This window comes from Achromobacter veterisilvae (assembly GCF_900496975.1).
GTDB lineage: Bacteria > Pseudomonadota > Gammaproteobacteria > Burkholderiales > Burkholderiaceae_B > Achromobacter > Achromobacter veterisilvae.
This window is the reverse complement of sequence record NZ_UFQC01000086.1, coordinates 1-3610: the sequence shown is the minus strand read 5'-3', so window position 1 is coordinate 3610 and position 3610 is coordinate 1. Positions and strand designations below refer to the sequence as shown.

Sequence of the window (3610 nt, the reverse complement as noted above, 5' to 3'; positions counted from 1 at the left end):
GTCTAGAGGCCTAGGACATCACCCTTTCACGGTGAGTACAGGGGTTCGAATCCCCTAGGGGACGCCAGTTCGCTGGCTTGCGGTACCCGCTGCCTTGACACCGCAGCGTAGTGAAGAAGTCAGAGTACACCGCTGCGGAGCGGTAGTTCAGTTGGTTAGAATACCGGCCTGTCACGCCGGGGGTCGCGGGTTCGAGTCCCGTCCGCTCCGCCAAGCAGCTTGCGCCGCTCGCAGGTTCCGCTTCAGCAGCATCCATCGAAGGCTCCGGTTTCCGGAGCTTTTTGCATTTCCGCTCCCGCGCTTTCGCGCAGCCTCCCCCTCCCGTCTCCTCCCGTACGCTCAGACTCGTCCGTTTCGCCATCTGGACAGCAGGACCGCGCGCCTTCATCCTTTGCGTTCATGCCCTGCGAAATGAAGAGGACTACGTGACCGCAAATGCCGCCGCCCCCCATGCGCACCGCCAGCATCTGCAGAGCATCATCGCTGGATTGAACGAAGGCATCATCCTGCTGGAAGCCAACGGCGCCATCGCCTGGGCCAATGCCAGCGCGCTGAGCCTGCATGGCGCCGACAAGCTCGAAGACCTGGGGGGCACCCCTTCCGGCTACCGCAAGCGCTACACCCTTACCTACCGCAATCGCCGCCGGGTGGCCGCCCGCCAGTATCCGCTGGACCGCCTGGCGGCGGCCGAACCGTTCGAAGACCTGCTGCTGAACCTGGGGCGCAAGGACGACGAGGAATTCCTGCGCAACGTGCGCGCGCGCGGGCTGAACCTGGAAAGCGGCGACGGCGCGGACTACCGCGTGCTGATCCTGCACGACCAGACCGGCCAGATCAACGCCGAGGAACGCTTCGAGCGGACCTTCGGCGCCAACCCCGCCCCCGCCCTGATCTGCCGGCTGTCCGACCTGCGCTACGTGAAAGTGAACCAGGGCTTCCTGGAAATGACGGGCTACGCGCGCGACGCCGTGCTGGGCAAATCGGCCTACGAACTGGACGTGCTGGACGGCGGCGACGACAAGGAAGACGCGGTCGCCCGGCTCAACGAAGGGCAGACCATCCCGCAGCGCGAAGGCGTGGTGAAACTGGCGGACGGCGGCGAGAGATTCGTGATCGTCGCCGGACAGCCCATCGACATGCACGGCGAACCCTGCATGCTGTTGACCTTCATCGACCTGGAGGCCCGCAAGCGCACCGAACTGGCCTTGCGCGAAAGCGAAGAACGGTTCTCGAAGGCCTTCCGCCTGGCGCCCGTGCCCATGGCCCTGTGCGAAGGCGACAACCTGGGCGTGCTGGACGTCAACGACGCGTTCGCGGCGGCCATCGGCGCCGACGCGGAAAACTGCATCGGGCAGACCCTCAGCGGGCTGGGCCTGCAACCCTACGAGGGCATGGCCGCGGGCCTGAAGCGCGGAGAAAGCGCCCGCAACCGGGAGGCCGCGCTGGCCACGCCGGACGGCGGTCAACTGGACTGCCTGGTGTCGGCCGAACCCGTCATGATCGGCGGGCAGCGGCGCGCGCTGGTCGTGATGCAGGACATCACCGAACGCAAGCGCTCCGAGACCGAGCTGCTGACCGCCATCGAGGCCGTCATGCAGGACACCTCCTGGTTCAGCCGCGGCATCATCGAAAAGCTGGCGCAACTGCGCCAGCCCGCGCCCGCCACGCGCGACGTGGCGGAACTGGCCCAGCTCACCTCGCGCGAACGCGAAGTGCTGGGCCTGATGTGCCAGGGCCACGACGACGACGGCATCGCCAGGAGCCTGAAACTGTCGCGCAACACGGTGCGCAATCACGTGGCCACGATCTACAGCAAGATCGGCGTGCACCGCCGCAGCGCGGCCATCGTCTGGGCCCGCGACCGCGGCATCACCGGCCACGAGCCCGCCCGCAGGACGGGCAAGCGGCAGAAGGACTGAGCGCGCCGCTATTTTACAATTTGATTCAAAATAACCCGGCCCGCGGCGTCGCCGAAGATGAGGACGACTTAGCGCCCGGGGACAGCCAAAATCTCCCATTTCCATCAAAATAGCCTTCTACCACCCTTCAATTCCAGCAATACCGCCTGCATTGCGCAAACCCTGCACAGCTTCTTACGATCCGCCGATCCCGCCCTTGCCCGGCAAGCGGCGCGATTCCGCAAGACCGACAGGAGCCCGACCATGCAGACCGCCTACATCCCCATCCCGACGGCCGCCAAGCCCAAGGCCGCGCCCGCCTGGAGCGCCGCCGGCATCATGGCGCTCTACGAGCTGCCGTTCATGGACCTGGTTTTCCGCGCCCAGCAGACGCACCGCGCCCACTTCGACCCGAACGCCATCCAGTTGTCCAGCCTGCTGTCGATCAAGACCGGCGGCTGTCCCGAGGACTGCGCCTATTGCCCGCAGTCTTCGCACTACGACACCGGCCTGGACGCCGACAAGCTGATGCCGCTGGAAGACGTGGTGGCGGCGGCCCGCGCCGCGCAGGCCGGCGGCGCGCAGCGCTTCTGCATGGGCGCCGCCTGGCGCAGCCCCAAGCCCCACCACCTGGACGCGGTGGCCGAGATGGTCGGCGCCGTCAAGGCGCTGGGGCTGGAAACCTGCGTCACCCTGGGCATGCTGCGCGACGGGCAGGCCGAACAGCTCAAGCAGGCCGGCCTGGACTACTACAACCACAACCTGGACACCTCGCCCGAGTTCTACGGCAAGATCATTTCCACTCGCACCTACCAGGACCGCCTGGACACCCTGGACCGCGTGCGCGACGCCGGCATCAGCGTGTGCTGCGGCGGCATCGTGGGCATGGGCGAATCGCGGCGCGAGCGCGCCGGCCTGATCGCCCAGTTGGCCAGCATGGAGCCCTACCCCGAATCCGTGCCGATCAACAACCTCGTCCAGGTGGAAGGCACGCCGCTGGCCGGCGTGGAGCCGCTGGATCCGTTCGAATTCGTCCGCACCATCGCAGTGGCCCGCATCGCCATGCCGCGCGCCGCGGTCCGGCTGTCGGCCGGCCGCGAAGCCATGGACGACGCGCTGCAGGCGCTGTGCTTCATGGCCGGCGCCAACTCCATGTTCTACGGCGACGCGCTGCTGACCACCGCCAACCCCCAGATGGAAGCCGACCAGCGCCTACTGGCGCGCCTGGGCATGCGGATCGACGCCGCGCAGCACACTTCGGAAGCGCTGGCGTGCCGCTGACCCCGGGCCTGCTCTACCTGCTGGCCAGCGTCGCGTGCAGCGTGACCGTGGCCGTGCTGCTGAAGCTGGCCAGGCGCTGGCAGGTGGACGTGCGGCAGGCCATCGCCATGAACTACCTCGTGGCCGCCCTGCTCTGCTGGGCCGTGCTGCGGCCCGATCCCGCCGGCGTGCTCACGCCGCGGACGCCCTGGCTGGTGCTGGCCGCGCTGGGCGTGCTGCTGCCCAGCGTGTTTCTGGCGATGGCGGCGGCCGTGCGCCATGCCGGCATCGTGCGCAGCGACGCGGCGCAGCGCCTGTCGCTGTTCATTCCGCTGCTGGCGGCGTTCCTGCTGTTCGGCGAGCCGCCCAGCGGCCGCAAGCTGGCGGCGGCGCTGCTGGCCGCCGGCGCGCTGTACTGCCTGCTGCGCCGCGCCGCCCCCGCGCAGGCGCCC

The 3610-nt window shown here is 68.4% G+C and carries 3 protein-coding genes and 1 tRNA gene; all 4 read left to right on the top strand.

The features are described from left to right. Window positions 1–136 precede the first annotated feature (136 nt). Window positions 137–213, top strand: a tRNA-Asp gene (locus AVE30378_RS32355). Between the two features lie 212 nt (window positions 214–425). Continuing rightward, window positions 426–1919, top strand: coding sequence for a PAS domain S-box protein (locus AVE30378_RS32350; RefSeq protein WP_129247275.1), 1494 nt, complete (start codon window positions 426–428; stop codon window positions 1917–1919). 243 nt (window positions 1920–2162) lie between these two features. Beyond that, on the top strand, window positions 2163–3179 hold the full coding sequence (gene bioB, locus AVE30378_RS32345) for a biotin synthase BioB (RefSeq protein WP_129247273.1): 1017 nt from the start codon (window positions 2163–2165) through the stop codon (window positions 3177–3179). Next, window positions 3176–3610: EamA family transporter (locus tag AVE30378_RS32340; protein WP_165360363.1), on the top strand; the 435-nt coding region annotated here is incomplete at its 3' end. The genes bioB and AVE30378_RS32340, both read left to right, overlap by 4 nt.

Excerpts from the sequence above, each read along its gene's own strand:
- bioB (WP_129247273.1), top strand. The coding sequence starts at position 2,163 with ATGCAGACCGCCTACATCCCCATCCCGACGGCCGCCAAGCCCAAGGCC.